The sequence below is a fragment of the Pseudomonas sp. 2FG genome, assembly GCF_005502935.1.
Taxonomy (GTDB): domain Bacteria; phylum Pseudomonadota; class Gammaproteobacteria; order Pseudomonadales; family Pseudomonadaceae; genus Aquipseudomonas.
The window spans coordinates 247,589-274,308 of sequence record NZ_SCMP01000003.1 but is presented as its reverse complement, the minus strand read 5'-3'; the positions used below and the strand labels follow the sequence as shown (position 1 = coordinate 274,308).

Sequence of the window (26,720 nt, the reverse complement as noted above, 5' to 3'; positions counted from 1 at the left end):
CCGCGATGAGCCGCTCGCTGGGGTTCACGCTGATCGAGCTGCTCGTGGTGCTGGTGATCCTCGGCAGCCTGGTCGGCTTGGCCGTGCTCAGTACCGGCATCGCAGGGCCTGCGCGGGAACTGAACAACGAGGCTGAGCGCCTGACCGGCTTGATCGGTGTACTAGCGGACGAAGCAGTATTGGACAACCGCGAGTACGGCCTACGGCTGAGCCCCGAGGCCTATCGGGTGCTGCGCTACGACGAAGCCACGGGTAAGTGGCTGGCGTTGGATAAGGCTGCCCATCGCTTGCCGAGTTGGGCGGTGCTGAGCTTCGAGTTGGATGGTGAAGCCTTGAACTTGCCTGCACCGGCTGCGGATGACGATAGAAAAGCCAAAAACGCTGCTCCGCAGTTATTGATTCTCTCGAGCGGCGAGCTCAGTCCTTTCCGCCTGCGCCTGGCTGAACGGCGCAAAGATGGCTTGCAGCTGCAAATGTCCAGCGATGGTTTCCGCCTGCCCCAAGTTGAGGTCGAGGCCAAGGTGCTCAAGGGGCGAGCCGGATGAGGCGCGCACGGGGTTTCACCCTGCTCGAGGTGCTGGTTGCACTGGGCATTTTCGCCTTGGTCGCGGCCAGCGTGCTGACTGCCAGTTCGCGTAGCTTGCAGACGGCCGCGCGCCTGGAAGACAAGACCCTGGCCATGTGGATTGCCGACAATCGTTTGAGCGAACTGCAACTGGCCGAAACGCCGCCGGCCGATGGTCGCGCGCAAGGTCAGTTGGACTACGCCGGGCGGCACTGGGAATGGCTGAGCCTGATTGAACCCACCAGTGAACCGACGATGCGTCGGGTCACGCTCTGGGTGGCGCTGAGCGGTGAGCGCGGTGCCCGTGGCGATCTGAAAGAGCGCGCGATATTGAGCCTCACCGGCTTCCTCGGGGCTGAACCATGAGGCGCTCCGCGGGCTTCACGCTGTTGGAGTTGCTGATTGCCATCGCGATCTTTGCCCTGCTGGGGCTGGGCACCTACCGCATGCTCAACAGCGTGCTGCGCACCGACACTGCGACGCGGACCCAGGAACAGCAATTGCGCGAGTTGATCCGCGCCATGGCGGCTTTCGAGCGTGACGTGTTGCAGCTGGTGGCGCGGCCGGTGCGCGATCCGTTCGGTGAGTCGCGTGCCGCCTTGCTCGGTGAGGGCGGCGATCACCCGGCGCTGGAGTTCACCCGTAATGGCTGGCGCAACCCCATGGGCACACCACGTTCGCGCTTACAGCGGGTCCGCTGGGAGTTGAGTGGCGAGCAATGGCAGCGACGTTACTGGACGGTGTTGGATCAGGCCCAGGACAGCCAGCCGCGCGTGCAGCAGGCGCTGGACGGCGTCACCCGCTTTGCGCTGCGTTACCTGGATCGCGAGGGGCGCTGGTTGGACAGTTGGCCGCCGGCCGAAGGCGCCGAAGACAAGCGTCTGCAGCGGCTACCGAGGGCGGTCGAGTTAGTGCTGGAACATCGTCGTTATGGTGAGCTGCGGCGTGTCTTGCGCTTGCCGGATATGCCCAAAGACGCGACCCAGGGAGACGCCGAGGGTGGCGAACAGCCAGCGCCCGAGCCTGAAGCGGAGACCGGCTCATGACGCGCCAAAGGGGCGTTGCCTTGATCACGGTGCTGCTGGTGGTGGCCGTGGTGACGGTGGTCTGTGCCGGGCTTATCGCGCGCCAGCAGCTGGCCATTCGTAGCAGTGCCAATCTGTTGACAGCGCGTCAGGCCTGGCATTACGCCTTGGGTGGCGAAGCGTTAGCCAAAGCGCTGCTGCTGCGCGATTTGCGTCAGGGTGATCCGCGTCAGTCGGTGGATCACTTGGGTGAGGCGTGGGCGCGAGCGCAGGCGCCCTTCAAGCTGGATGAGGGGGGGGAGTTGCGGGTGCGTATCGAGGATCCGAGTGGGCGCTTTAATCTCAACAGTCTGGTGCGCCAGGGTCAGGTCAATGCAGCGGCCGTGGCGCAGTTTCGCCGCCTATTGCTGCGCCTGGAGATCGAGCAGCCCTATGCCGAGCGCTTGCAGGACTGGCTGGATGCCGATCAGGAACCGAACGGTGCCAATGGCGCGGAGGACAATCAATATCTGTTGGCACAGCCTGCCTACCGAGCGGCTAATCAACTGCTGAGCGATGTCTCTGAGCTGCGCCTGTTATTGGGCATGAATGAGGCGGATTACCGGCGGCTGTTGCCTTATGTCAGCGCGTTACCCGCAGACGCCGCGCTAAACGTCAATACTGCCAGTGCCTTGGTGCTTTCTAGTCTGGCCGATGGTTTGACGCCGAGCGTTGCGCAAGGTCTGCTGGCGGCGCGGGGTAACCAGGGTTTTCGCAGCCTGGAGAGCTTTCTCGAACAGCCGGCCTTGGCTGGGCTCGGTTTGCAGGGGCAGGGCTTGGCCGTGGGCAGTCAATATTTTCAGGTGATCAGCGAGGTGCGAGTGGTTGACCGTCGTCAGGTGCTGGTGAGCAGTTTGCAACGTGCCGAAGACGGTCGCGTGCGGGCGCTGGCCCGTGATTTAGGGCAGGCTGGTTCAGCGCCAGCGCCGATTAAGGAGTCCGCTCAATGAGTCAGGTGTGTATTTTTCTTCCGCCGTCTGCCTGTGCGGGGGCTGATCCCGAACTAGAGGTGTGCCGTGTGCAGGCGGGCGTCCGCACGCAGCTAGCCTTCGCCGCGGCAGTGGCGGAGCTGGGTGCGTCCTGGCGCCTGGTGCTGCCGGTGGAGGCGGTGACCAGCTGCGCTGTGCAACTGCCGACGCAGAAGTCCCGTTGGTTGCGTCAGGCCTTGCCGTTTGCGGTGGAGGAGTTGCTGGCCGAAGAGGTCGAGCACCTGCATCTGGCCCTGGGCGAGCAGTTGGCTGACGGTCGGCATCGGGTGTTCGCCGTGCGCCGTAGCTGGCTGGCGGACTGGTTGACGCTGTGCGCGGAAAACCGGCCGGCGACGATTCAGGTCGACGCGGATTTGCTCCCGGCGCAGGGCGCGCAATTGCTCTGGCTGGCTGAGCGTTGGCTGCTCGGCGGCGCCACGCCGACGCGCATGGCGCTGGCAACCGAGGATTGGCCATCGCTGGCGCCGGCCTGTCCGCTGCCGCATATGGCCTATGCCCCGCCGGAGCAGGCGTTGCCGGCAGGGATTGGCGAGTGTCGGCGCGAGCCGGATCTCCATCTCTGGTTGGCCAGTCAGTCCGCTGGCTGCAACCTGGCCCAGGGCGAGTTCGCGCCGCGCGAGTCGACGGAGGAGTGGCTGCGTTGGCGTCCGCTGCTGGGCTTGGTTGGCCTGTGGCTGCTGCTGCAATGGGGCTTCAATGTGGCGCAGAGCTGGCAATTGCAACGCGAGAGCGAGGCCTATGCCGGGTCCAATGTGGCGCTCTATCGCGAGCTGTTTCCCGAGGACAACAAGCTGGTCAACCTGCGTACCCAGTTCGACCAGCATTTGGCCGAAGGTGCTGGGGGTGGTCAGAGTCGCCTGCTCAATCTGCTTGGTCAGGCCACCGGAGCGCTGGTTGCCGAAGGCGCCCAGGTGCGCGTGCAGCAGTTGGACTTCAGTGACAGCCGTGGCGACTTGGCGCTGCAGGTGCAGGCGCCGGGTTTCGACGCGCTGGAACGGTTGCGTGAACGCCTGATCAAGGCTGGGCTGGTGGTGCAGTTGGGGTCAGCCAGCCGTGAAGCGACTGGGGTTAGTGCCCGCTTGGTGATTGGAGGCTAAGGATGAGCGGTTTGAGTGCATTGAAAAGTTCGTTCTCGGCGCAACTGGAGCGTTCCGTGCTGTTACAACGCTGGCGCGCGCTGATCCCGCGCGAGCGCCTGGCGTTGAGCCTGCTGGCGTTGTTTTTGCTGGCGCTGCTGCTCTATCTGAGCCTCTGGCGCCCAGCCGAGCAACGTCTGATTGCCGCGCGCAGTGCTTTCGAGCAGCAGCGCGAGCTGAATGCCTATCTGCAGGCGCGAGCCCCCTTGGCCCGTGCGCTTTCGAGCAAACCCAAGGTCAGCCTGGATCCGGCTAACCTGCAAGGTCTGGTTACCGCCAGTGCGGCGCAGCAGAACCTGGCGGTGGAGCGTCTGGACAGCGAGGGGGATGGCGGCCTGCAGGTCAACCTGCAGCCGGCGCCCTTTGCCCAGTTGCTGCGCTGGTTTGCCTTGCTCGAAGGGCAGGGTGTGCGGATCGATGAAGCGGCATTAGATCGTGGCGAAGATGGCCGGGTCGCCGCGCGCCTGACCTTGCGCGTAGCGCATTGATCGGGCAGCGCGGGCAGGGTCGTCGGTTGTGCGGGCAGCCTGAGACGAACTCGCAGCTTGTCGAGATAAACCCCTCTTTGAAGAAAAACTCTATGTAGGGTGTTGACTTAGGTGCGCCTCCCGCGTAGATTTCGCGCCTCGCAAGCAGCGGGTGATTAGCTCAGCTGGGAGAGCATCTGCCTTACAAGCAGAGGGTCGGCGGTTCGATCCCGTCATCACCCACCACTCTTGTGAATTTCGGACGCAAGTCCGACCGACGCGCAGCGGTAGTTCAGTCGGTTAGAATACCGGCCTGTCACGCCGGGGGTCGCGGGTTCGAGTCCCGTCCGCTGCGCCATATTCTCCAGGTTCGATTACGGTCGGCCTGAGACGGGTGAAGCCCTACAGGGTTAGCTGGTCAGAGGTTTCAAAGAGTTCCATTGGACGCAAGTCCAACCGACACGCAGCGGTAGTTCAGTCGGTTAGAATACCGGCCTGTCACGCCGGGGGTCGCGGGTTCGAGTCCCGTCCGCTGCGCCATCTTAGAAAGCCCTTAGGTTGAAAGACCTAGGGGCTTTTTATTGCCTGCGATATTTCGATTTTTGTTTCATTTTTTGTTCATCTGGGATCTTTAATCTATTTGCCAGGGTCTTTGTTAGGCCTGTGTCCTTAGATCGAGAGGTAAACCCAATGGACGACTATCAAGAAGAGCTCCTCGAATACCGCGCTGGCGAGCAAGAGGATCCTGCTGAGCCTGTGGAAGATGCCACTGAGTTGTGACGAGGCCCGTTAGCCTGCTTGCCGTTGCGCACGGCGGAACTCGCCAGGGGTCTGCCCGCTCCAGCGTTTGAACGCGCGCTGAAAGGCTTCCGCCGAGGCGAAGCCGAGCAGATAGGCGATCTCGCCAAAGGCCAGTTCGGTGTCGCGGATATAGGCCATCGCCAGATCCCGGCGGGTATCGTTGAGAATCGCCCGGTACTGCGTGCCTTCTTCCGCCAACTTGCGCCGCAGCGTCCAGGTGGGGAGCTGCAGGCGTGCCGCAAGTTCTTCCAGGTCGGGCTCGCGCCCATGCAGCAGCGGGCCGAGCAGTTGGCTGATGCGCTCGCGCAGGCTGCGGGTGCGGGTCAGTTGTTCCAGTTCGCGTTCGCAGATTTCCAGCAGATGGCGCCAGGTGCTCGGGCAGTGTTCGGGGTTGCGCAAGGCCAGGTTGGCCTGGTTCAGTCGCAGCTGATTGACGCTGGCACCGAACTCCAGCGGGCAGCCGAACACCTCGGCGTAGCGCTCGGCGTAGCTGGGGGCGGGGAATTCGATTTCGACCTTTTCGAGGTTCAGCTTTTGCCCGGCCAGGCTGCTCAGCTGGCAGGTCCAGCTGGCCAGTACCGAGTCCACGACGAAGCGGTTGTAGGCGTTGTACGGGTTGATCGAATAGAAGCGCAGCCAGGCACCTTGGGCATCCTCATGCAAGCTCGACTGGCCGCGATAGTTGTAGGCGTACAGGGGTTCAAAGCGAATCAGTGCGCGGGCGGCTTCCCGCACGGTCGGGGCTTGGGCGGCGGTGACGCCGGCCAGGCCAACTTGGCTGAGCCGGTTCAGTTGGCCCATCAGCAGGCCCAGGCTGGGGTCGCCAGTCAGCTGGATCGCGGCGTGCCCCAGGCGCATATAACGCGGGATCGACAGCCTGGCCCGCGGCTCGGCCAGGCGCGCAGCATCCAGACCATATTGGTCGAGCAGCGGTGCGGGGTCTTGCGCAAGCGCGCGTACGGCCTCGGCCAGGCTGTGGACGAAACCGACCGAGAGGTCGCCAAGACGTACTCGCGTGGGTTTCATCGGCCTACAGCCAGAGGTTGATCAGGCGGGCGCCGTGGCCAACGCTAGCCAGACTATTTTGGCCGGGCGTGGCGAGCGAACTTTGGCCATCGCTGCCCATGCCCCACAACTGGCCGCGCATGAATACGGTAATACCCGCCTGGGCGCCGCTGCTGGAGAGGCGAGCGGCCATGGCCAGGCGCTGCCAGGCTTCCCCTTCGCTCAGTTCGCCGGGTTTAAGGCTGACGTCGGCTGGCGTCGTGGCGCCATTGTAGCCGCCCCAAGGCTTCGACCAATGGCCATTGCCGGTGAGAAACGCCGGTACGGCCAGCAGCTCGACACCGTTGCGGGCCAGTTCGGCGTAACCGGCCGGGTACCAGCTGTCGGCGCAGATCAACACGCCCAGGCGCCCGGCTGGTGTATCCAGCACCTGTAGCGCAGCAATCGGGGCGGCGGCGGTAAAGCCTTGTTCGTCGCGAATCGGGAAGCTTTTGCGCTGCGGCTGGCCGAGTGGTGCGCCATCGCTACCGAACACCAGGCTGATGTTGTAGAGCGGGCCGCTGCCGACCGTCAGAGTGCCGTTTTCCACCCGGGGCTCGGGTAGCACGATCGAGCCGGCTACCAGGGTGATGCCGAACTCCTTGGCCAAACCGCCAAACAAGGCTTGGTAGTCGCGGGCCATGGCCTGACCCTTCATGCGCAACAGCGCGTCGGCCAGACGATCCTCGCCTTGCGCGGCAAGCAGGGCGCTGACGAGTTGCAGCGGATGGCTGGCGGCTAGCCAGGCCATGGCTTCTTTCACTGTTTTGGCCTGATAAACCTCGGCCTTCTCTCCGCTCGCGATCAGCCAGGTGCCAATGTGTTCCGGCAGTACGGCGATGGTTTTGCGGTTGAGCAGGCCTTCGCTGCGGGCTTTTTCCAGGTAGGCGGCGAGTTTCAGGTGCAGTAGCTCGACACTCTGATAATCGCCGGAGAACAGCTCCGGCTGGATGCCGAGCAGGTTGCCGCGCTCGCCTGGCTGGCCTTGGTTGAGCACGACCTGGCTGCGCAGGTCAGACAGGTAATGGCCGCTCGGACGCAATCCGGTCCAAACGGCATAAGCGCTGATGGCGCCGATGAGGAGGCTGATGACGGCGAAGCTGAGTAGTTTGCGCATGAGATAAAGGCGTGCGGGATTCACTGTCAAGGGTAGGACGTTGGGCTGTGCTTGCCAAGTCGCGCTGCTCGTTTCGATCAATAACTTGTCACTTTGGATCATTGAGTGGGGCTCGGTAGCTCTCTATCGTCTGCTGCATAACTGATCGCTGCCCGGTTCCGACAACAACCGCTACTGAGGCTGCGGCATCCCGTGAATGCACTGCTTGTGGAGTTCCTATGACCACCGCTCACTATCCGCACCTGTTGGCCCCGCTTGACCTGGGTTTCACCACCCTGCGTAACCGCACCTTGATGGGCTCCATGCACACCGGCCTGGAAGAAAAGCCCAATGGCTTCGAGCGCATGGCGGCCTATTTCGCCGAACGTGCCCGCGGTGGCGTGGGCCTGATGGTTACCGGCGGTATCGGCCCGAACGTCGAGGGTGGGGTGTATTCCGGTGCGGCCAAGCTGACCACCCAGGAAGAAGCGGACAAGCACAGGATAGTCACCCGGGCGGTGCACGAGGCGGGCGGCAAGATCTGCATGCAGATCCTGCATGCCGGGCGTTATGCCTACAGCCCGAAGTCGGTGGCGCCGAGCGCGATCCAGGCGCCGATCAACCCGTTCAAGCCCCGGGAGCTGGACGAGGAGGGTATCGAGAAGCAGATCCAGGATTTCGTCACCTGTTCCAGCCTGGCCCAGGTGGCCGAGTACGACGGCGTCGAGATCATGGGTTCGGAAGGTTATTTCATTAACCAGTTCCTCGCCGCGCATACCAACCAGCGTACCGACCGCTGGGGCGGCAGCTACGAGAACCGCATGCGCCTGCCGGTAGAGATCGTCCGCCGCGTGCGCGAGGCGGTCGGGCCGAACTTCATCATCATCTATCGCCTGTCGATGCTCGATCTGGTGGAAGGTGGCAGCACCTGGGACGAGATCGTGCTGCTGGCCAAGGCCATCGAGCAGGCCGGCGCGACCCTCATCAACACCGGTATCGGCTGGCACGAAGCACGTATTCCGACCATCGCCACCAAGGTACCGCGTGCCGCGTTCACCAAGGTCACCGCCAAGCTGCGTGGCGAGGTCGGCATTCCGCTGATCACCACCAACCGCATCAACACCCCGGAAGTCGCCGAGCAGGTGCTGGCCGAAGGCGACGCCGACATGGTCTCCATGGCCCGCCCATTCCTGGCCGACCCGGATTTCGTCAACAAGGCCGCCGCAGGTCGCAGCGACGAGATCAACACCTGCATCGGTTGCAACCAGGCCTGTCTGGATCACACCTTCGGCGGCAAGTTGACCAGTTGCCTGGTCAACCCGCGGGCCTGCCACGAGACCGAGCTGAACTACATACCGGCGACCCAGGTGAAGAAGATCGCCGTGGTCGGCGCCGGCCCGGCCGGCTTGTCCGCCGCCACCGTGGCGGCCGAGCGTGGCCATCAGGTGACCCTGTTCGATTCCGCCGGCGAGATCGGCGGCCAGTTCAACGTGGCCAAGCGGGTGCCAGGTAAGGAAGAGTTCTTCGAGACCCTGCGCTACTTCAAGCGCAAGCTGGAGACTACCGGGGTCGAGCTGCACTTGAACACTCGGGTGGATGCCGCCGAGCTGGCCGAAGGCGGCTACGACGAGATCATCCTGGCCACCGGTATCGCGCCGCGCACCCCGGAGATTCCGGGTGTCGACAGCCCGAAGGTGATCAGCTACCTGGATGCCATCCTCGAGCGCAAGCCAGTCGGGCAGAAGGTGGCGGTGATCGGTGCGGGCGGCATCGGCTTCGACGTTTCCGAGTTCATCGTGCACCAAGGCGAAGCCACCAGTCAGAACCGCGAAGCCTTCTGGAAGGAGTGGGGCATCGACGCCGATCTGGAGGCTCGCGGTGGGGTTGCCGGCATCCAGGCCGAACCGCATGCGCCGGCACGCCAGGTGTTCCTGCTGCAACGGAAAAAATCCAAGGTCGGCGATGGCCTGGGTAAGACCACCGGCTGGATTCATCGTGCCGGCCTGAAGAACAAGCAGGTGCAGATGCTCAGTAGCGTCGAGTACCTGAAGATCGACGACGCCGGTCTGCATATCCGCATCGCCGAGGGTGAGCCGCAAGTACTGCCGGTGGATACCGTGATCATCTGCGCCGGCCAGGATCCGCTGCGTGAGTTGCAGGATGGTCTGGTCGCGGCAGGGCAGAGCGTGCACCTGATCGGCGGCGCCGATGTGGCGGCCGAATTGGATGCGAAGCGGGCGATCAATCAGGGTTCGCGTCTGGCTGCTGAACTCTAAGATGCTCTGAATACACCGTCGTGCCCGCGAAGCTGGGCATGACGGCTCGATGCTTGACCTTCAGGCTTTTCATAAGGGGGACGCTGCACATGCTAGCTATATCGCCCAACCCTGCTGTTGCCGTCACGCTTGAGCAATGGCATGCCATGCTCGAAAAACAGGATCTGCGTGCTCTTCCGGCCTTGCTGCATCCGCAGGCGGTGTTTCGTTCGCCGATGGCGTTCAAGCCTTATAGCGGTGCGCCGCTGGTGACACTGATTCTGAACACGGTCTCGCAGGTGTTCGAGGGGTTTGCTTACCATCGGCAGCTGTTCAGCGAAGATGGTTTGAGCGTGGTGCTGGAGTTCAGCGCCCGCGTCGGTGATCGTCAGCTCAAGGGTATCGACCTGATTCGCTTCGATGACGACGGCAAGATTGTCGATTTCGAGGTGATGATTCGCCCTCTGAGTGGCTTGCAGGCGCTGGGCGAAGAGATGGGGCGACGTCTGGCGCCCTTTTTGGCCAGCTCCAAGTCCTGAGACATTGCACCAAGCCCATCACAGTTTCGCCCCGCCGTCGGTCTGTCTAACTGCCACGGCGGGCGACTGCCAACCCAGTCACATTGCCTGCGCCCCTTTTTCCCCTAGACTTGTCGATATCACGGGATAACGCCTGGTTTTGCCGCCTTTACTCAGGCCGCCAGGAGCGTTACGCCCGAGAGGACTATCGCCGTGTTGGCCTAGAGGGAAGCCGATGAGCATGCAGAACAAGCCACAGATAGTGGAAGCCGTGATGTTCTTCAGTGAGCGCGGCATCTGCAAGGAAATGCTTTTTCCCGAATTCGAGGCTTTGCTCGACGGCATGGTGACTATGCCGGGGTTCGCCGATCAGCAGGTGCGCGTGGCCTATGTGTTGATCAACCCGCGCCTGTTGATCCGCGCGGCGGTGTTCTTCTATCTGGATTTCGACAAGAAGGGCTTGGCCGATAGCGGTTGGAATATCCCCCTGCGGCATCTGGCCGAGCGCTCCGGGCGTGGCCCAGACCTCGGTGCGGGGCCGATTCGTTTGGCCTGCCGCAGCCAGTGCCCGGTGTCCTGGCATCAGATGCACCTATGGGACCCCAGCCTGGCGCCGGGGCAGAACGACCTGGTACTGCTGCGCGATGCGGCCAAGCGTAATCAGTTGGGCTTGCTGGTTGAGGAAGACTCGGCACAGACAGTCGCTCCCGAACGTTTGCAAATGGCTTCCGAGGACAAATGGCATGCGCCGGATCCAGCCAAGGAGGTGGCGGAGAAACTGGCTGAGAAAAACGCTCAGGAACACCGCCTGAAAACCGCGCAACTGATCAAACAGCAGCGTCTGCGGATCAGCAGCCTGGGCCAGCAACACGAAGAGGAGTTGGCCAAACTCAAACTGGCCAATGCTGAGCAGAATAAAACGCTGCAGGTGCAAATCCATGGCCTGCACCTGGCTTTGCGCCAGCAGGAGGAACTCAACGCGAGCCTCAAGGCGCAATTAGCCGCGCAAGCCGATGGCTTGCAGAAAAACCGCGAAGAAATGACCCAGCAATTGCGGGCTCTGGAGCACCATGGCCGCACCGAGAGCGATATCCTGCGTGCGCAGTTTGATGCCGAGTTGCAAGCCAAGATCGCGTCTGCGGTCGTGGAGCACCAAGAGCAGATCGCCATTCGTGACGTTGAGCTGGCCTACCGCAACGAGCTGGACGCGCAACTGCAACAGGAAGTCGAGCGCCTCAAGCGTGAGCGTGACGCGTTTGCCAGCCAAGGCGGCGAACAGATTCTCGAGCGGCTGAGCAAGCTCGGCGTGGTGTTCGTCGTCTATCACCCGGGGGCCGGTCACCTGACTATCCCGCTGCAGGATATCGCCCGGTATCAGGATAATCCGCTGGCCTACGCCGCGGCCAAGTGCTTCGTGTCGCAAGCGCAATATCTCCAGTGGCTGGCGCATTACCAGCAACCGAACTGCGAGGCGAACTTGCCCAGCGGTGAGCGCTGCGCCATGCCGATCGAGCGGGTGGACAGCCCCAGTCGGTTCGTCGCGGGCGACTCCAATTGTTGTGCGCGGCATAAGGCCAGCCGCCTGCACACCGTCAGCTAAGCCTTGTCTCTGGTTATTCCGCAGTGGGCGCCTAGGGCACCACTTGAGCCTTTGCAGCTCGATTGGCTGGCGCAGGCTGGTGTCGAGCTGGCGGTGCTGCGCCTCGACCTGATCGACCCGCTGATCTCCGGCAATAAGTGGTTCAAGCTGACCCCGCATCTGGTTAGCGCCGCCGCGGTGGGTGCCGATGGCTTGATCAGCCTGGGCGGGGCGCATTCCAATCATCTGCATGCCCTGGCCGCGGTGGGAAAGCGCTTTAGCTTTCCCACCGCCGGCTTGCTGCGCGGTGAACCGCAAGACACGCCAACCGTGCGTGATCTGCAGGCGTGGGGCATGCAACTGCACTGGCTCGGCTACGGCGGTTATCGAGCGCGGCATCGGCCGGATTTCTGGGCTCAATGGCAGGCACGCTACCCCAAGCTGCACGCCGTGCCGGAGGGCGGTGGTGGTTTGCCGGGGGCGCTGGGCTGTGCGGCGCTGGTGACGCAGGCGCGTGAGCAGTTGGCTGCGCTCGGTTGGGCTGACTACGACGGCTGGTGGCTGGCCGTGGGCACGGGTACTACCTTGGCTGGCTTGGTGCTGGCGGAGGCGGGTGCGCATCCGGTGTTCGGCGCTATGGCGGTGCCGGGCGACCATGGCGTGGCGCAGCAGGTGCAGACGATTCTGTGCCAGGCAGGCGTGGCAGATCGTGGTTATCGGTTGCTGGACGCCTGTCGCGGTGGTTTTGCCAAGGTCGATGCCGAGTTGGCGTGCTTTATTCTTGAGCTTGAGGCGTGCAGCGGCGTGCCGTTAGAACCGTTATATACCGCGAAAGCATTAATGGCATTGCGCCAGCGGGTTGAGGCCGGTTACTTTGCCCCTGGTACACGCCTGCTCTTCGTCCATACGGGCGGCTTGCAGGGGCGCAGGGCCGCCCGTATGAACAACGATACGAACAACGAGCCGATGCGCTCGCGCGATCTGGCTGGACCTGTGGCCGGTGACGCTGAGCTTCGACCGGTGGAGTCTGGATATCCTCATGAGTGACCCCCTGAATCCCGAACAGCTGCGCAGCCTGACGCCGCTCAACGTGCTCTCCGAACAGCAGTGGCGCGAGCTGCGCGATCAGCTAGTGCCGCAACCCTTGCTGGCCGGTCAATTGCTGTTCCGCCAGGGTGATCAGGCGCGGCTGACCCATTACCTCTTGGCGGGTGAACTGCTGCTGTGTTCTGTCGACGGTGAAGAAGAGCATTTGCTCGCGGGCAGTGAAGCCAGCTGCCATCCGCTGTCACCCAGCCTGCCACGCTTGCATGAAGCCCGGGCGCTGACCGATGCCAGCCTGCTGACGCTGGACAGCGCAACCCTGACACGGTTGTTGACCTGGCGCCTGGCCTATCAGGATCTGCTGCTGGAGTTGGGGCAGGCCGGCGAGGACGTGGAGTGGCTCGAGCGGCTGCTGGAAAACCCCCTCTTTGCCAAAGTACCGTCGCCGAATGTGCGGGCGATGCTCGAACGTTTGCAGCGCATCGAGCTGCCAGCCGGGAGCACGGTGCTGCGCGAGGGGGAGGTGGGCGATTGCTGCTTCTTCTTGAACAGTGGGCGCGCCGAGGTGATTCGCAGTGCGGGCAGCGAGCATCAGGTGCTGGCCGAACTGGAAGTCGGCGCGTGTTTCGGTGAGGAGGCGCTGCTGGCCGACCGGCCGCGCAATGCCACCGTGACCATGCTGGACGATGGCGTGGTCTTGCGTCTGGATCGCCAGGACTTCTTCGCCTTGCTCAAGGCGCCGGTGGTCGACGAGGTGTCTTTCGGTGAGGCGGCGCGGCTGCTATCAGGTGGTGCGCAGTGGTTGGATGTGCGGCTGCAAGAGGAGTACGAGCGCGGCCATGCCCTGGAATCGCTGAACATGCCGTTGCAGCTGTTGCGCCTTAAGGCTCGGCTATTGGATAAGGCGCGTACTTACCTGTGTTACTGCGACAGCGGCAAACGCAGCGCCAGTGCGGTGTTTCTATTGTCGCAGCTGGGGTTCAAGGTGTATGCCCTGCGCGATGGTTTGGACGCCTTGCCGGCGGTGCTGCGTGACGGGCTGCTCTGCGAAAGTGGTTCGGGCTATCTGGCGCGCTCCGGCGGGCGCACCGAGCGTAGCCGCTAGCCCGCTTACCGATCGCGGTATCTACGGCCTGGTTTTCCCATCGCCGCCCCGTTGTGGCCATTGATCGGCGACCAGAAATAAGCGTTCGGCTTCTTCCCAGTTTCCTGCTGAGTTTTCCGTAAACCTGACCAGCAGTTGGGCCGGCGCATGCTCGTCCAGTTGAGCCAGCCATTGCTCCAGCTGTAATGGCGTCCAGGTGTCCGCTGTGACCACCCGCGCCGGCGCCAGCCAGGTTTGTCGAGGTATGGGTTGCCAACGCCCCGCGCTACTTGCGGCAAGAAAGGCTGGCCAGTCGCGGCGGTGCAGCCAGCGGCCGCGCAAATGCTGCGGTTGAGCACCGTGCGGAGCTTCACTGCTGCCGGGCCAGGGGTAGAACAGGTAGCCGCCGAGCCAGAGTTCGGCCTGAATCTGCGTGATGCCGAGCTCGGCCAGCGCTGCCTGCGCTTCGGGGCGAGCGGAGAGGGGCAGCTGATGCCGGCTCAAATGGTTCAGCTTGAGGTCCAGACGATCATGGCTGCCGGGGCCGAGCCAGCACGCGGCGGCAGTGCCATCGCCGTGCTGGGGGCCGAGGTAGAGCTTGATCGCCAGTTCCAGGTGGTGCACACCCTCGGCATCGCGCAGCAGCAGATCCAGTTCGCCCAAGGTATGCCCGGCTTGGCGGATCGGCAGGTTAGCCGCCATCAGCTCGATGCCCGGGGCCGCACTCAGGGCGAACTGCCAAAGCCGCTCGTAATACAGGCCGAGGCGCCGCACCGAATGTCGGGCTAACCAGGCCTCGAGCGCCGCGCTATTGCGGTCCAGGGTCTGCAGCCAGTCGGCCAGTTGTTCCGGCGCAGCGGCCCAGGCACTGGCGCTGAGCGGGTGACGCTGCGGCCACGGGGTGGTACTGAGTATCGGTGGGGCGAGCAGCACCCAGGCCAGATCGCGCACCTGGGGCTGGTGCAACTGGCGGGGCAGGTCGGCAAGCGCGGTGAAAGGCATCATTCTGCGAGCATAGCGCCTGTCTTTACAAAAGAGGTATTACTGCCTCAAGACACAGGTTTCAGCCGATCCTGGCCGCACCTTTTGGACCTTGCCACTCCTCGGCATGGCCGACTATGTCTCGTCGTGCTGCCTGGCCTCGCGACAAAACCCACTGGCCAGCGCTGTGTCGAACTTCTAGGTCGCGGCACTGGTTTGCCGCTGTCGGCGGCTTTCGCCCATAATCGGCCTATCTACTGTCCCTGAGCCCCGTAGGAGCCCCATGGAGCAATTTCGCAATATCGGCATTATCGGTCGCTTGGGCAGCTCGCAGGTGCTCGACACCATTCGCCGGCTGAAGAAATTCCTGCTCGATCGCCATCTGCATGTGATCCTCGAGGACACCATCGCCGAGGTGTTGCCGGGTCACGGCTTGCAAACCTCGTCGCGCAAGAGCCTGGGTGAGGCCTGCGATCTGGTGATTGTCGTCGGCGGCGATGGCAGCCTGCTGGGCGCCGCGCGGGCGCTGGCCCAGCATAAGGTGCCGGTGCTGGGGATCAACCGCGGCAGCCTGGGCTTTCTCACCGATATCCGCCCGGATGAACTGGAGGTCAAGGTCGCCGGGGTGCTCGACGGCCAGTACCTGGTGGAAAGCCGCTTCCTGCTGGAGGCCGAGGTGCGCCGGCACGCCGAAACTATCGGTCAGGGCGATGCCCTCAACGATGTGGTGCTGCATCCCGGTAAGTCCACGCGGATGATCGAGTTCGAGTTGCATATCGACGGCCAGTTCGTCTGCAGCCAGAAGGCCGACGGCCTGATCGTCGCCACGCCCACTGGCTCGACCGCCTATGCGCTGTCGGCGGGCGGGCCGATCATGCACCCTAAATTGGACGCCATCGTCATCGTGCCGATGTACCCGCACACCCTGTCCAGCCGACCGATTGTGGTGGATGGCAACAGTGAGCTGAAAATCGTCGTCGCCAAGGACATGCAGATCTATCCGCAGGTTTCCTGCGATGGGCAAAACCACTTCACCTGTGCGCCCGGCGACACCATCACCATCAGCAAGAAGCCACAGAAGCTCTGCCTGATTCACCCGCTGGAGCACAATTATTACGAGGTCTGCCGGACCAAACTGGGCTGGGGCAGCCGGCTCGGTGGCGGAGGGGATTAAATGTTGCTCGATCCGGCACGCGGCTACGACTTGATTGGTGACGTGCACGGCTGCGCCCGCACCCTCGAGCGCCTGCTGGATACGCTTGGCTACCGTCGGCAGGCAGGCAGCTGGCGCCACCCACGGCGCCAGGCGCTGTTTCTCGGCGACATCATCGACCGTGGGCCGCGCATCCGTGAGGCGCTGCATCTCGTGCATGGCATGGTCGAAGCGGGCCAGGCGCTGTGCATCATGGGTAACCACGAGTTCAATGCGCTTGGCTGGAGCACCCCGGCGCTGCCGGGTAGCGGTCGGCACTATGTCCGTGAGCACACGCCGCGGCATGCGCGGCTGATCAAGGAAAGTCTGGCGCAGTTCGAGGCTTACCCGGGCGAGTGGCGTGAGTTTCTTGGCTGGTTTTATCAACTGCCCCTGTTTATCGATGCCGGCCGCTTCCGCGTCGTGCATGCCTGCTGGGATGCCGGCCTGATCGAGTCGTTGCGCGCGCTGTATGCCGACGGCCGCGTGGATGAGTCGTTCCTGCAAGCCGCCGCGGTGCCGGGCAGTTTTGCCGACAGGGTGTTTAACCGTCTGTTGCGTGGTACGGACATGCGCTTGCCCCACGGCCTAACGCTGACCAGCGATGATGGCTTTACCCGCGCGTTCTTTCGCACCAAGTTCTGGGAAGAAGATCCGCAAACCTACGGTGACATCGTATTTCAGCCGGACGCCTTGCCCGAGCGGGTGGCACAGACGCCGCTGTCCGAAGCGGAAAAAACCGAACTGCTGCGCTATGGGCCGAAAGAGCCACTGTTGTTCGTCGGCCATTACTGGCGTAGCGGCAAGCCGGCACCGATTCGGCCGAACCTGGCCTGTTTGGATTACAGCGCCGTGCTGTCCGGCAAGTTGGTGGCCTATCGCCTGGATCAAGAAACCCGCCTCGACCCGCGCAAGTTCGCCTGGGTCGAAGTTGAGCGGCCGGAGCTGTTGCAATGAGTGCTGTTGAAGTCTTACGTCTGCCGCTGAGCGTTAACCTGGGCGGCTTTGTGGCGCTGTTGCAGCGCTTGCAGGTGCCGCATCGCGTCAGTGAGGAGTCCGGCGAGCAGGTGCTCTGGGTGCCGGGCGAGCAGTTGGCTGAGGATGTGCGCGGCCTCTATCGGCGTTTTCCCGAGGGTGACCCTGATTTTCAGCTCGCGCCGGTGTCGGTGTCGGTGCCGGAGGGGGCGGGCGGCTTTGTTCAGCAACTGCGCGACAACCCGCTGACCACCTGGGTGCTGTTGCTGACCTTGCTGGTGGCCGGGGTGACCTTGCTCGGCGACAACTTCGCCACCATCCGCTGGCTGAGCTTTCAGGACTTCCAGATTCAGGGCGACTACATAGTGTTCACGCCGCTGGCCGAGAGCCTGGCCGCCGGACAGTGGTGGCGGCTGATCACGCCGATGCTGATCCATTTCGGCGTACTGCATCTGGCGATGAATGCCATGTGGTTCTGGGAGCTGGGGCGGCGGATCGAGGCACGCCAAGGCGGCGTGATGCTGCTGGGGCTGACGCTGCTGTTCGGTCTGGTCTCCAACGGCGTCCAGTATGCCGTTGCCGGGCCTGCGTTGTTCGGCGGGCTGTCCGGCGTGCTCTATGGCCTGCTCGGGCACTGCTGGATTTTCCAGTGGCTCGCGCCTAACCCGGCTTATCGCTTGCCCAAGGGTGTGGTGGTGATGATGCTGATCTGGTTGCTGATCTGCCTGTCCGGCGTGACCGAGACCTTGGGCTTCGGGGCCATTGCCAACGGTGCGCATGTCGGTGGCTTGCTGGTGGGCTGTGTCACCGGGCTGCTGGGCGGTGCGCTGGCGCGCTTGCGCCGTTAAACTGCCGCTTTATGTTTGGAGGCGTTCATGTCGTCTTTTGCTGAAATGATTGAAAACATCACCCCCGAGATTTACCAGAGCCTCAAGCTGGCGGTGGAAATCGGCAAATGGTCGGACGGCCGCAAGCTCAGCCAGGAGCAGAAAGAACTGAGTTTGCAGGCCGTCATCGCCTGGGAGCTGCAAAATCTGCCCGAGGAACAGCGCACCGGTTACATGGGGCCGCAGGAGTGCAGCTCGAAATCCGCGCCAGTGCCGAACCTTCTGTTCAAATCGGATGCCATCCATTGAGCGAGCTTGGTCGCGGCGCGTTAAGCAAAATGTCGGCGCGTCTGGAAGCGCCGGTGCAGTACGCGTTTCGCTTGGGTGATGAAGAGCTGCCGGTCAATCCGCTGATCGGTAAGACCCTGCGTCTGGAGTACCTCGGCGCGATTCACTGCAGCCATTGCGGACGCAAGACCAAAACCAGCTTCAGTCAGGGTTATTGCTACCCCTGCATGACCAAGCTGGCGCAGTGCGATATCTGCATCATGAGCCCGGAACGCTGCCACTACGAGGCCGGCACCTGTCGCGAGCCGAGCTGGGGCGAGCAGTTCTGCATGACCGATCATGTGGTCTATCTGGCCAACTCGTCCGGGGTCAAGGTCGGCATTACCCGTGCGACTCAGGTGCCTACCCGCTGGCTGGATCAGGGCGCGAGTCAGGCGCTGCCGATCTTGCGGGTGGCGACCCGGCAGCAGTCCGGCTTCGTCGAAGACCTGCTGCGCAGCCAAGTGGCGGACAAGACCAACTGGCGCGCCTTGCTTAAAGGCGATGCGCCGCCGGTGGACCTGCCGGCGATTCGCGAGCAGTTGTTCGCGACCTGCGGCGAAGGCCTGCAGGCGTTGCAGCAGCGTTTCGGCTTGCAGGCGATCCAGCAGTTGAGCGATCTGGAACCCATCGAGATTCGTTACCCGATCGAGGCTTACCCGGCCAAGATCACCAGTTTCAACCTGGACAAGGACCCGATCGCAGAAGGCACGCTGCTGGGCATCAAGGGCCAATACCTGCTGTTCGACACCGGCGTCATCAATATCCGCAAATACACGGCTTACCAACTCGCCGTGCATTCCTGAACGTAAAGGGCCATAAGCCATGCGCACCGAACAACCGAAGATGATTTACCTGAAGGACTATCAGGCGCCGGACTACCTGATCGACGAGACCCATCTGACCTTCGAGTTGTTCGAGGACCACACCCTGGTTCATGCGCAACTGCTGATGCGCCGCAATCCCGAGCGCGGCGCCGGTTTGCCGCCGCTGGTGCTGGATGGCCAGCAGCTCGAACTGTTGTCCCTGAGCATGGACGGCATTCAGCTGTCGCCTGCCGACTACCAGTTGAGCGACAGCCACCTGCGCTTGCAGCCCTTGGCGGCCAGCTTCACCCTCGACAGCAGCGTGCGCATCCACCCGGAAAGCAACACCGCCCTGGAGGGCCTGTACAAGTCCGGCAGCATGTTCTGCACCCAGTGCGAGGCCGAGGGCTTTCGCAAGATCACCTATTACCTCGATCGCCCGGACGTGATGAGCCGCTTCACCACCACCCTGAGCGCCGAGCAGCATCGCTACCCGGTGCTGTTGTCCAACGGCAACCCGATTGCCAGCGGGCCGGAGGAGGGGGGGCGGCACTGGGCGACCTGGGAAGACCCGTTCATGAAACCGGCCTACCTGTTCGCGTTGGTCGCCGGTGATCTGTGGTGCATCGAAGACAGCTTCAGCACCATGAGCCAGCGCGAAGTGGCGCTGCGCATCTATGTCGAGCCGGAAAACATCGACAAATGCCAGCACGCCATGGACAGTTTGAAGAACTCCATGCGCTGGGACGAAGAGGTGTATGGCCGCGAGTACGACCTGGACATCTTCATGATCGTCGCCGTGAACGACTTCAACATGGGCGCCATGGAAAACAAGGGCCTCAACATCTTCAACTCCAGTTGCGTGCTGGCCAAGGCCGAGACCGCCACCGATGCCGCGCACCAGCGTGTCGAAGCGGTGGTCGCGCACGAGTACTTCCATAACTGGTCGGGCAACCGGGTGACCTGCCGTGACTGGTTCCAGTTGTCCTTGAAGGAAGGCTTCACGGTGTTCCGGGATGCCGAGTTCTCTGCCGACATGAACTCGCGCACGGTCAAGCGGATCGAGGACGTGGCCTACCTGCGGACCCATCAATTCGCCGAAGATGCCGGCCCCATGGCCCACCCGGTGCGCCCGGACAGCTTCATAGAGATCTCCAACTTCTACACCCTGACGGTGTATGAGAAAGGCTCGGAACTGGTGCGGATGATTCACACCCTGCTCGGCGCCGAGGGCTTCCGCCAAGGCAGCGATCTGTATTTCCAGCGCCACGATGGCCAGGCCGTGACCTGCGATGACTTCATCAAGGCCATGGAGGACGCCAATGGCGTCGAGCTGACCCAGTTCAAGCGCTGGTACAGCCAGGGGGGTACGCCGCGCCTGCAAGTCAGCGAGGCCTATGATGCGGCAAGCCAGACCTACACCCTGAGCTTCCGCCAGAGCTGCCCGGCGACTCCGGGGCAGGCGCAGAAGCTGCCGTTCGTGATTCCGCTCGAGCTGGGTCTGTTGGATAGCCAGGGCAGGGCGTTGCCACTGCGTCTGGCGGGTGAAGTGAAGGCGCAGGGCGAGACTCGAGTGCTTGCCGTTACCGAGGCCGAGCAGGCGTTCACCTTCGTCGGCCTGGCTGAGAAACCCTTGCCGTCGCTGCTGCGCGGCCTGTCTGCACCGGTCAAGCTGAGTTTCCCCTACGACCGTGATCAACTGATGTTCCTCATGCAGCACGACTCCGACGGCTTCAACCGTTGGGAGGCGGGTCAACAGCTGGCGGTGCAGGTGCTGCAAGAGCTGATCGGTCAGCACCAGCGTGGCGAGCAACTGCTGCTCGATCAGCGTCTGGTCGTTGCCTTGCGCACCGTGCTGGCAGACCAGCAGCTGGATCAGGCGATGGTGGCCGAGATGCTGTCGTTGCCGAGCGAGGCCTATCTCACCGAAATCAGCGAGAGCGCGGACGTCGATGCCATCCATGCCGCCCGCGAGTTTGCTCGGCAGCAACTGGCCGAGGCCTTGTTCGCACCGCTATGGCAGCATTATCAGGCCAATCGTGAGTCGTCTCGACACAGTGCATATGTCGCCGAAGCGGCGCATTTCGCGCGGCGCAGCCTGCAAAACATCGCGCTCTCATACTTAATGTTGAGTGAAAAGCCAGAAGTACTCAGCGCCTGCCTGGAGCAGTACGAAGCCTGTGACAACATGACCGAGCGCCTGGCGGCTTTGGCCGTGCTGGTCAACTCGGCGTTTGCCGAGGAAAAGACCAAGGCGTTGGCGGCTTTCGCCGAGCATTTCAAGGACAACCCGCTGGTGATGGATCAGTGGTTCAGCGTGCAGGCGGGGAGCACTCTGCCGGGCGGGTTGGAGCGGGTCCAGCAACTGATGCAGCATTCGGCGTTTACCCTGAAAAACCCCAACAAGGTGCGGGCGTTGATCGGTGCCTTCGCCGGCCAGAATTTGGTCAACTTTCACCGCGCAGACGGTGCCGGTTACCGCTTCCTGGCCGACCTGGTGATTACCCTCAACGCCCTCAACCCGCAGATTGCCTCTCGCCAGTTGGCGCCGTTGACCCGTTGGAGCAAATACGACGCGGCTCGCCAGGCGCTGATGAAGGCCGAGCTAGAGCGAATCCTGGCCTCGGGTGAACTCTCCAGCGACGTCTATGAAGTCGTCAGCAAAAGCCTAGCCTAAGACGAGTCCTACCTCTCAAAGTGTTACCGGCCATGCATCGGTAGCACTTTTTTGTTACCTATGGGAATAACCGCTCTCCTGCTTATTAGCTAACCCTCTTTAGGTTGGGGGTTTTGGCTTGACTGCTTGTCGCCTGCGTGAGCGAAAACCCTACCGTGGTGTGGCCTTGAGTGACAATGCGCGCCAGATCGTAGGACAACTTGCGCAGTCATCCACTGAATGATGAGTGAGTTGGCTGGTGAATGATCGGTCACAAAATGGCTGTTTGTTCGCGGTTTGTTGGCGCCGTTTTATTGAATTAAAACGCCTGTTTGGCACCATGGTTGCAGTAGAGCCAAGGATTTGGCCCCGTAATGGTGCATTTCTAGCCCCGGGGTGCGCGTTAAGCGCGTTGGGGAATTTTTCTTCCGATCAACTAAAAAAAACCGCCACGAGTGCGGCTGCGCTGCGCCCCTTTGGTTTGGGGCGCAATAAGAAGAATGATCTGTCCACGGAGTTAAAGTCTCGATGGAATTCAAGTCCCGTAATCCTCTGTTGCGTTTCGCGCCGTCCAAGGCCGGTTTCGCCTTTGCCGGTATCCTGCCGCTGCTGGTCGCCGCTCAGGCCCAGGCGGTGGAATTCAGCTTTGCCGACAATGAAGTCAGCGGTTCCATCGATACCACGGTGTCCTACGGCCAGCTCTGGCGCGTGCAGGGGCGTGACAAAACCAACGACGATATCAACACCAACGACGGCAACCGTAATTTCGATACCGGCCTGGTGTCCGAGGTCTACAAGATCACTTCCGACCTGGAAGCGACCTACAAGAACTATGGCGTTTTCGTTCGTGGCACGGCTTTCTATGACACCCAGATCATGGACAAGCGCAACGATTACCTGGACAACAACAGCCCGGTACAGCCGAGCCAGAACGTCCCGAAAGACAACAGCTTCACCGACGAAACCCGCCACAAGGCCGGGCGTGATGCGCAGATCCTCGATGCCTACCTATATGGCAACTGGGATATCGCCGATATGCCGGTTACCGGCCGTATTGGTAAGCAGGTATTCAACTGGGGCGAGGGCTTGTTCTATCGTGGTGGCGTGAACACCACCAACCCGGTGGATGCCGCCAAGTTCCGCCTGCCTGGCTCCGAATTGAAGGAAGTGCTGGTGCCGGTCGAGGCGCTGAGCTTCAACCTCGGCCTGACCGACAACCTGTCGATGGAGACTTTCTACCAGTTCAACTGGAAGGAAAGCGCGATTGACCCGGTGGGTACTTATTTCTCTGAAACCGACCTGTTTGCCGATGGCGGCAATACCGCCTACACCACCAACCCGGCGGCCAGCAGCGCTACCTTCCAGAGTGCCTATTCGACGCTGGTGAATGGCGGCAATGTGCTCGGCATCATTCCTGTCGGCGCCAACTTCGGCGGGATCCAGGGTACCGAGTTCCTCAACAGCAATGGCACTTTCAAGGTCGCCAATATCGGTTCGGACATCAATGCCAAGAACGATGGTCAGTTCGGCGCGGCCTTCCGCTATATCGCCGAGGAGCTGAACTCCACCGAATTCGGGCTCTATTTCGTCAACTACCACTCGAAAGAACCGACCATCAACGCCGACCTCAATGACAGCTATGCCGGTCTGAATATCGACCAGCTCGCTAGCCTGGGTGGCTTCTTCGCCGACTACGACAGTCTGGTCAGCGCTGCTGGCGGTGGTAACGCCCTGGCCGAGACTGTCCTCGGCCTGGTCAACGGCGCGGCGGCCGTCGATGTGGCCAACCAGGTCAACGGCCGTCGCGAGTATGCCGAAGACATCCGCATGTATGGCATGAGCTTCAACACCACCCTGGGCGAGGCCTCGGTATTCGGTGAGCTGGCCTACCGGCCGAACCTGCCGATCGGTATCGCCACCACCAACGACCTGCTCGGCGATCTGCTGAAGCAGGCGGCTCCGCTGGCCGATGGGCGAGTGGTGAACATTGGTGGCCAAGAGGTGCAGATCACCGACCAGATCCATAACGGCGAGCGCGTCGAGGCCTATAACACCTCCCTGGGCACCATCTATAACTTCGGCCCGACCCTGAGCTTCGACTCGCTGTTCGGCGTGGCCGAATTGGCTTCCGAGCACCTGCGCGGTAGCGATCTGCACTATCAGGCCTTCGACGGCAGCACTCGTTACTATTCCGGCCGCGGTAACTTCGCGTACATCAGCGGCGGTGACCGTGACGATCAAGTCAACAAGAATGCCTATGGCTATACCCTGCTGCTCAGCGGTACCTGGAACGACGTGTACGCCGGTGTGAACGTTTCCCCCTACGCCGTCTACAAGGACGACTTCGAGGGTAACTCCTACCAGACCGGTAACTTCATCGAAGGGCGCAAGGCTTACACCCTGGGTGTGAAGGCCAGCTACCTGAGCAGCCTGGAAGCCGAACTGCAGTACACCGAGTTCTTCGGCGGCGGCCAGAACAACTCGAGCCGCGACCGCGACAACGTCGGCGTCAACGTCAAGTACTCCTTCTAACCCCTATTAGAAAAATGCCGGGCGTCTACGGGCGCCCGGTCGATGAATCCTCACGGAGAAATATGATGCTGAAAAAGCACACGCTGATTGGCGCCGCGATTGCTCTGGCGCTGACTGCTGGTAGCGCGCTGGCGGCGGTCTCGTCGCAAGAAGCGGCCAAGCTGGGTACTAGCCTGACTCCCTTCGGTGCCGAGAAGGCCGGTAATGCCGCTGGCACTATCCCGGCGTGGACCGGTGGTATCACCAAGGCACCGGCCGAATACAAGACGCCAGGCCAGCACCACGTGGACCCGTTCGCCGGTGACAAGCCGCTGTTCACCATCACCAAAGCCAACCTGGATCAGTACAAGGCCAACCTGACCCCCGGTCAGATCGCCCTGTTCAATGCTTATCCGAACAGCTACCAGATACCGGTGTACCAGACTCGCCGCTCCGGCTCCGCGCCGCAGTGGGTGTATGACAACAGCGTGAAGAACGCCACTAATGCCAAGCTGCTGGACGGCGGCAACGGTTTTGCCGACGCCTACGGCGGCATCCCGTTCCCGATTCCGCAGAATGGCGTGGAGGCGGTGTGGAACCACATCGCTCGCTACCGTGGTACTTACATCGTCCGTCGCGCTTCCGAAGTGGCCGTTCAGCGTAACGGTGCCTACACCCTGGTGACCTCGCAGCAAGAGGCAATGTTCAAGTTCTACAACCCTAAGGGGGCGTACGCTGACCTGAACAACATCATGTTCTACTACCTGTCCTTCACCAAGAGCCCGGCGCGCTTGGCGGGTGGTGCGGTACTGGTACACGAGACCCTGGATCAGGTGAAAGAGCCGCGTCAGGCCTGGGGCTATAACGCCGGTCAGCGTCGTGTTCGCCGCGCGCCGAACCTGGCCTATGACACGCCGATTGCCGCGGCCGATGGCCTGCGTACCGCCGATGACACCGACATGTTCAACGGTGCCCCGGACCGTTACGACTGGAAGCTGGTAGGTAAGAAGGAAATCTACATTCCTTACAACAACTACAAAGTCACCAGCCCTGCTGTGAAGTACGCGGATCTGCTGCAGGTGGGGCATTTGAACCCGGCGCTGACACGTAACGAGTTGCACCGGGTGTGGGTGGTGGAAGGTACGTTGAAAGCCGGCGCCCGTCATATCTACTCCAAACGCACCCTGTTCCTCGATGAGGACAGCTGGCAAGCGGCTGAAGTGGACCAGTACGATGGTCGTGGCGAGCTGTGGCGTGTGTCCCAGGCGTACCTGAAGAACTACTACGAACTGCCGACCACCTGGTCTGCACTGGACGTGTTCCACGATCTGCAAGCGCGTCGTTACCACGTGCAGAACCTGGATAACGAAGAGCCGACCACCATCGACTTTAGCCAGCCGATTCCGGACGACGGCTACTTCAAGCCAGCCGCGCTGCGTCGCCGCGGCACGCGTTGACCGCAGCCATCACAACCGAGGTTGTGTAGTGTTGGAGAAAGGCCGCTACAGTAGTAGCGGCCTTTCTGCATCAGGGCGCCGAATAAGGCCTCAATCATGCGGGTTTGCCTTAACAAAACATAACGTCATGTTGATTGTCAGGCCTTTCGAAAGCTGGATAGGATAGGCGGTCTGCTAAAAGACCGATCGACCCATAACAATAAAGGGGAAAGGCATATGAGTGAGCCCGTCATGCGGCGCACCCAGTCCGGTGAAGCTGTGAAGTTCTTGCGCGCACCGGCGTTCCGCTTCCACTCGCCGCTGGCTAAAGTGCTTTCGCTGTGTAGTGTGCTGTCTGTTCTGAGCCTTGCCGCAGCTCCGCTGCAGGCGCAAAGCGCCGCCGCTTCAGCAACCGTCTATGCCATTGAGTCGCCGAAGGCCGCGAGCGCTCTGCTGCTCGATATAGCTCATGCGGGCAAGCGCTTGGTGGCAGTGGGGGATCGTGGCCACATCCTTTACTCCGATGATAATGGCAAGGTCTGGACCCAGGCCAAGGTGCCGACTCGCCAGATGCTGACTGCGGTCTTCTTCGTCGATGACCAGCGTGGCTGGGCTGTTGGTCACGATGCGCAGATCCTCGCCAGCGCAGATGGCGGTGCCACTTGGGTTCAGCAGTTCAGTGATCTAGAGCGTGAAGAAGGTGCGCCTTTTCTGGATGTCTGGTTCAAGGATCAAAACAGCGGTTTTGTCGTGGGTGCTTACGGTGCGCTGTTCGCAACGACCGATGGCGGTAAGACCTGGGAAGACGTCAGTGAGCGCATGGACAACCCAGATGGCTACCACCTGAACGCCATCACCGAGGTCAAGGACTCCGGCCTGTTCGTGGTCGGCGAGGCGGGCAGCATGTTCCGTTCGCCGGACTGGGGGCAAACCTGGGAAACCCTTAAAGGCCCTTACGAAGGCTCGCTGTTCGGTGTGCTCGGCACTAATCAGCCCGGCACCATGCTGGCCTATGGCCTGCGCGGCAACCTGTTCCGTTCCAGCGATTTCGGTAGCACCTGGCAAAACATCCCGCTGAGCATGCAGCGTAACGGTCCGTTGGAGTTCGGGCTGGCCAGCGGCGCCGTGCTGAAAGACGGCTCACTGGTCGTAGTGGGGCATGGTGGCAGCGTACTTAAGAGTACCGATAACGGCCGCACCTTCAGCCTGGTCAATCGTCCAGATCGCTTGTCTTTGGCCGGCGTGAGCGCTGACGACAAGGGCAACCTGATCCTAGTGGGACAAGGCGGCGTGCATGTCTCCTCGCCGACTGGCGCTGAGTTAGGTCAACCTGATCTAGGCCAAAAATAATAAGCCGGGGCTTTTGA

General features: G+C 62.1%; 23 protein-coding genes and 3 tRNA genes. 23 read left to right on the top strand and 3 right to left on the bottom strand.

All coding sequences use genetic code 11. The features are described from left to right. The first annotated feature begins 5 nt into the window (after nucleotides 1–5). From gspH to FFS13_RS04715, 9 genes are all read left to right on the top strand, one after another. Complete coding sequence (gene gspH / locus FFS13_RS04755; RefSeq protein WP_137817947.1) at nucleotides 6–545, top strand: type II secretion system minor pseudopilin GspH; 540 nt, start codon at nucleotides 6–8, stop codon at nucleotides 543–545. Then, nucleotides 542–931: a type II secretion system minor pseudopilin GspI gene (gene gspI, locus FFS13_RS04750; RefSeq protein WP_137817946.1), complete on the top strand. Its 390-nt coding sequence runs from the start codon at nucleotides 542–544 to the stop codon at nucleotides 929–931. The genes gspH and gspI overlap by 4 nt, the downstream gene beginning before the upstream one ends. Beyond that, nucleotides 928–1,611 (top strand): type II secretion system minor pseudopilin GspJ, encoded by a 684-nt coding sequence (gene gspJ, locus FFS13_RS04745; RefSeq protein WP_137817945.1) that lies wholly within the window; start codon nucleotides 928–930, stop codon nucleotides 1,609–1,611. Before gspI ends, gspJ begins: the two co-directional genes overlap by 4 nt. Beyond that, the gene (gene gspK, locus FFS13_RS04740; protein WP_137817944.1) at nucleotides 1,608–2,579 is read left to right on the top strand and encodes a type II secretion system minor pseudopilin GspK; all 972 of its coding nucleotides are present in this window, start codon (nucleotides 1,608–1,610) and stop codon (nucleotides 2,577–2,579) included. Before gspJ ends, gspK begins: the two co-directional genes overlap by 4 nt. After that, nucleotides 2,576–3,715 (top strand): type II secretion system protein GspL, encoded by a 1,140-nt coding sequence (gspL, locus tag FFS13_RS04735; protein WP_137817943.1) that lies wholly within the window; start codon nucleotides 2,576–2,578, stop codon nucleotides 3,713–3,715. The genes gspK and gspL overlap by 4 nt, the downstream gene beginning before the upstream one ends. A 2-nt stretch (nucleotides 3,716–3,717) precedes the next feature. Next, entirely contained in the window at nucleotides 3,718–4,242 is a 525-nt protein-coding gene (locus FFS13_RS04730) for a type II secretion system protein M (RefSeq protein WP_137817942.1), read from the top strand. 149 nt (nucleotides 4,243–4,391) lie between these two features. Next, nucleotides 4,392–4,467 (top strand) — tRNA-Val (locus FFS13_RS04725). A gap of 35 nt (nucleotides 4,468–4,502) precedes the next feature. Then, nucleotides 4,503–4,579 (top strand) — tRNA-Asp (locus tag FFS13_RS04720). A gap of 105 nt (nucleotides 4,580–4,684) precedes the next feature. Further along, nucleotides 4,685–4,761 (top strand) — tRNA-Asp (locus tag FFS13_RS04715). Between the two features lie 249 nt (nucleotides 4,762–5,010). Here the strand turns inward: FFS13_RS04715 and FFS13_RS04710 are convergent. Further along, nucleotides 5,011–6,048 (bottom strand): AraC family transcriptional regulator, encoded by a 1,038-nt coding sequence (locus FFS13_RS04710; protein ID WP_137817941.1) that lies wholly within the window; start codon nucleotides 6,046–6,048, stop codon nucleotides 5,011–5,013. A 4-nt stretch (nucleotides 6,049–6,052) separates the two neighbouring features. Further along, the gene (locus FFS13_RS04705; protein ID WP_137817940.1) at nucleotides 6,053–7,183 is read right to left on the bottom strand and encodes a carbon-nitrogen hydrolase family protein; all 1,131 of its coding nucleotides are present in this window, start codon (nucleotides 7,181–7,183) and stop codon (nucleotides 6,053–6,055) included. A gap of 218 nt (nucleotides 7,184–7,401) precedes the next feature. On the opposite strand from FFS13_RS04705, the gene FFS13_RS04700 reads away from it, so the two are divergent. From FFS13_RS04700 to FFS13_RS04680, 5 genes are all read left to right on the top strand, one after another. Next, nucleotides 7,402–9,438, top strand: a complete 2,037-nt coding sequence (locus FFS13_RS04700) for an NADPH-dependent 2,4-dienoyl-CoA reductase (RefSeq protein ID WP_137817939.1) — start codon at nucleotides 7,402–7,404, stop codon at nucleotides 9,436–9,438. A gap of 89 nt (nucleotides 9,439–9,527) precedes the next feature. After that, on the top strand, nucleotides 9,528–9,956 hold the full coding sequence (locus FFS13_RS04695) for a nuclear transport factor 2 family protein (protein WP_137817938.1): 429 nt from the start codon (nucleotides 9,528–9,530) through the stop codon (nucleotides 9,954–9,956). A gap of 214 nt (nucleotides 9,957–10,170) precedes the next feature. Beyond that, the gene (locus tag FFS13_RS04690; RefSeq protein ID WP_137817937.1) at nucleotides 10,171–11,535 is read left to right on the top strand and encodes a chromosome partitioning protein ParA; all 1,365 of its coding nucleotides are present in this window, start codon (nucleotides 10,171–10,173) and stop codon (nucleotides 11,533–11,535) included. Nucleotides 11,536–11,538: 3 nt separating this feature from the next. Further along, nucleotides 11,539–12,561, top strand: coding sequence for a 1-aminocyclopropane-1-carboxylate deaminase/D-cysteine desulfhydrase (locus FFS13_RS04685; protein WP_371922931.1), 1,023 nt, complete (start codon nucleotides 11,539–11,541; stop codon nucleotides 12,559–12,561). After that, nucleotides 12,554–13,663, top strand: coding sequence for a cyclic nucleotide-binding domain-containing protein (locus FFS13_RS04680; protein ID WP_137817936.1), 1,110 nt, complete (start codon nucleotides 12,554–12,556; stop codon nucleotides 13,661–13,663). The genes FFS13_RS04685 and FFS13_RS04680 overlap by 8 nt, the downstream gene beginning before the upstream one ends. Before the next feature lie 21 nt (nucleotides 13,664–13,684). Here the strand turns inward: FFS13_RS04680 and FFS13_RS04675 are convergent, their stop codons facing one another. Next, nucleotides 13,685–14,647 carry a DUF1853 family protein gene (locus FFS13_RS04675; protein WP_137817935.1) on the bottom strand — a complete coding sequence of 321 codons (963 nt, stop codon included), beginning with the start codon at nucleotides 14,645–14,647 and terminating at the stop codon, nucleotides 13,685–13,687. A gap of 259 nt (nucleotides 14,648–14,906) precedes the next feature. Here FFS13_RS04675 and FFS13_RS04670 point away from each other — a divergent pair, with 259 nt between their 5' ends. From FFS13_RS04670 to FFS13_RS04630, 9 genes are all read left to right on the top strand, one after another. Beyond that, nucleotides 14,907–15,797 (top strand): NAD(+) kinase, encoded by an 891-nt coding sequence (locus FFS13_RS04670; RefSeq protein WP_137817934.1) that lies wholly within the window; start codon nucleotides 14,907–14,909, stop codon nucleotides 15,795–15,797. Continuing rightward, nucleotides 15,798–16,772 carry a metallophosphoesterase gene (locus FFS13_RS04665; RefSeq protein ID WP_171006417.1) on the top strand — a complete coding sequence of 325 codons (975 nt, stop codon included), beginning with the start codon at nucleotides 15,798–15,800 and terminating at the stop codon, nucleotides 16,770–16,772. Beyond that, on the top strand, nucleotides 16,769–17,638 hold the full coding sequence (locus tag FFS13_RS04660; RefSeq protein ID WP_137817933.1) for a rhomboid family intramembrane serine protease: 870 nt from the start codon (nucleotides 16,769–16,771) through the stop codon (nucleotides 17,636–17,638). Before FFS13_RS04665 ends, FFS13_RS04660 begins: the two co-directional genes overlap by 4 nt. A gap of 27 nt (nucleotides 17,639–17,665) precedes the next feature. Further along, nucleotides 17,666–17,926 (top strand): YeaC family protein, encoded by a 261-nt coding sequence (locus tag FFS13_RS04655; protein WP_137817932.1) that lies wholly within the window; start codon nucleotides 17,666–17,668, stop codon nucleotides 17,924–17,926. Next, nucleotides 17,923–18,750, top strand: a complete 828-nt coding sequence (locus tag FFS13_RS04650; RefSeq protein ID WP_137817931.1) for a DUF2797 domain-containing protein — start codon at nucleotides 17,923–17,925, stop codon at nucleotides 18,748–18,750. Before FFS13_RS04655 ends, FFS13_RS04650 begins: the two co-directional genes overlap by 4 nt. A gap of 19 nt (nucleotides 18,751–18,769) precedes the next feature. Next, entirely contained in the window at nucleotides 18,770–21,427 is a 2,658-nt protein-coding gene (gene pepN / locus FFS13_RS04645) for an aminopeptidase N (protein WP_137817930.1), read from the top strand. Between the two features lie 507 nt (nucleotides 21,428–21,934). Continuing rightward, nucleotides 21,935–23,938, top strand: coding sequence for a DUF1302 domain-containing protein (locus FFS13_RS04640; RefSeq protein WP_137817929.1), 2,004 nt, complete (start codon nucleotides 21,935–21,937; stop codon nucleotides 23,936–23,938). A gap of 65 nt (nucleotides 23,939–24,003) precedes the next feature. After that, nucleotides 24,004–25,374 (top strand): DUF1329 domain-containing protein, encoded by a 1,371-nt coding sequence (locus tag FFS13_RS04635; RefSeq protein ID WP_137817928.1) that lies wholly within the window; start codon nucleotides 24,004–24,006, stop codon nucleotides 25,372–25,374. 216 nt (nucleotides 25,375–25,590) lie between these two features. Then, the gene (locus tag FFS13_RS04630; protein WP_371922930.1) at nucleotides 25,591–26,703 is read left to right on the top strand and encodes a WD40/YVTN/BNR-like repeat-containing protein; all 1,113 of its coding nucleotides are present in this window, start codon (nucleotides 25,591–25,593) and stop codon (nucleotides 26,701–26,703) included. The last annotated feature ends 17 nt before the right edge of the window (nucleotides 26,704–26,720 follow it).

Coding starts and splice junctions, on each gene's coding strand:
- FFS13_RS04705 (WP_137817940.1), bottom strand. CDS start 7,183: ATGCGCAAACTACTCAGCTTCGCCGTCATCAGCCTCCTCATCGGCGCC.
- FFS13_RS04660 (WP_137817933.1), top strand. CDS start 16,769: ATGAGTGCTGTTGAAGTCTTACGTCTGCCGCTGAGCGTTAACCTGGGC.
- gspK (WP_137817944.1), top strand. CDS start 1,608: ATGACGCGCCAAAGGGGCGTTGCCTTGATCACGGTGCTGCTGGTGGTG.
- FFS13_RS04670 (WP_137817934.1), top strand. CDS start 14,907: ATGGAGCAATTTCGCAATATCGGCATTATCGGTCGCTTGGGCAGCTCG.
- pepN (WP_137817930.1), top strand. CDS start 18,770: ATGCGCACCGAACAACCGAAGATGATTTACCTGAAGGACTATCAGGCG.
- gspH (WP_137817947.1), top strand. CDS start 6: ATGAGCCGCTCGCTGGGGTTCACGCTGATCGAGCTGCTCGTGGTGCTG.
- FFS13_RS04675 (WP_137817935.1), bottom strand. CDS start 14,647: ATGATGCCTTTCACCGCGCTTGCCGACCTGCCCCGCCAGTTGCACCAG.
- FFS13_RS04630 (WP_371922930.1), top strand. CDS start 25,591: ATGAGTGAGCCCGTCATGCGGCGCACCCAGTCCGGTGAAGCTGTGAAG.
- FFS13_RS04640 (WP_137817929.1), top strand. CDS start 21,935: ATGGAATTCAAGTCCCGTAATCCTCTGTTGCGTTTCGCGCCGTCCAAG.
- gspL (WP_137817943.1), top strand. CDS start 2,576: ATGAGTCAGGTGTGTATTTTTCTTCCGCCGTCTGCCTGTGCGGGGGCT.
- FFS13_RS04690 (WP_137817937.1), top strand. CDS start 10,171: ATGAGCATGCAGAACAAGCCACAGATAGTGGAAGCCGTGATGTTCTTC.
- FFS13_RS04710 (WP_137817941.1), bottom strand. CDS start 6,048: ATGAAACCCACGCGAGTACGTCTTGGCGACCTCTCGGTCGGTTTCGTC.
- FFS13_RS04680 (WP_137817936.1), top strand. CDS start 12,554: ATGAGTGACCCCCTGAATCCCGAACAGCTGCGCAGCCTGACGCCGCTC.
- FFS13_RS04655 (WP_137817932.1), top strand. CDS start 17,666: ATGTCGTCTTTTGCTGAAATGATTGAAAACATCACCCCCGAGATTTAC.
- FFS13_RS04635 (WP_137817928.1), top strand. CDS start 24,004: ATGCTGAAAAAGCACACGCTGATTGGCGCCGCGATTGCTCTGGCGCTG.
- gspJ (WP_137817945.1), top strand. CDS start 928: ATGAGGCGCTCCGCGGGCTTCACGCTGTTGGAGTTGCTGATTGCCATC.
- FFS13_RS04695 (WP_137817938.1), top strand. CDS start 9,528: ATGCTAGCTATATCGCCCAACCCTGCTGTTGCCGTCACGCTTGAGCAA.
- FFS13_RS04700 (WP_137817939.1), top strand. CDS start 7,402: ATGACCACCGCTCACTATCCGCACCTGTTGGCCCCGCTTGACCTGGGT.
- gspI (WP_137817946.1), top strand. CDS start 542: ATGAGGCGCGCACGGGGTTTCACCCTGCTCGAGGTGCTGGTTGCACTG.
- FFS13_RS04730 (WP_137817942.1), top strand. CDS start 3,718: ATGAGCGGTTTGAGTGCATTGAAAAGTTCGTTCTCGGCGCAACTGGAG.
- FFS13_RS04665 (WP_171006417.1), top strand. CDS start 15,798: ATGTTGCTCGATCCGGCACGCGGCTACGACTTGATTGGTGACGTGCAC.